1 pseudogene is annotated in these 461 nt (G+C 56.4%); it reads right to left on the reverse strand.

Features of this window, described 5'->3' with window-relative positions:
- Nucleotides 1-139: pseudogene (locus J5M56_RS26895) on the reverse strand (RNA polymerase subunit sigma); the annotation flags it as partial.
- Between the last annotated feature and the right edge of the window lie 322 nt (nt 140-461).

Raw genomic sequence — 461 nt, forward strand, 5'->3', positions numbered from 1 at the left:
GCACAAAGGTGTCCTGCGCCAGATCTGCGGCGTTGTCGCGACAGCCGATGCGCCGAATCAGCCAGCCCTGTAACCACGAGAAGTGGGTGCGATAGAGCATCCCTGGATCTGCAGTACCTAGTGTTTCGTCGCTACGCATCGGCATCCCGGGACATACATGATTGATAATGAATCGCATTCTACTCAGGCGATTGATCTTAGGCAAACATGCGCAGCTCAGCGCCTGCATGCAGGCGAATGGCATGGTTGTGCAGGAACTACGAGTGGAAGATGCGTCCGGCAATTGGATAGATTGAACGCTCGCCGTCCCGAGTGGCTTGCCTTCTAAAGGGAGAGGACGTTGCCTGGGCTCACATCTGCGAACCAATCGACCAGCATGTCCGTCAGCACCCGTATCTTTCGCGCAGGGTGCTGGCTTTGGGGGCGAACAATGTAAATACCCGCCGGAACAGGGGGATATC

It is taken from the genome of Pseudomonas sp. 51_B, assembly GCF_017491595.1.
GTDB classification, from domain to species: Bacteria; Pseudomonadota; Gammaproteobacteria; order Pseudomonadales; family Pseudomonadaceae; genus Aquipseudomonas; species Aquipseudomonas promysalinigenes.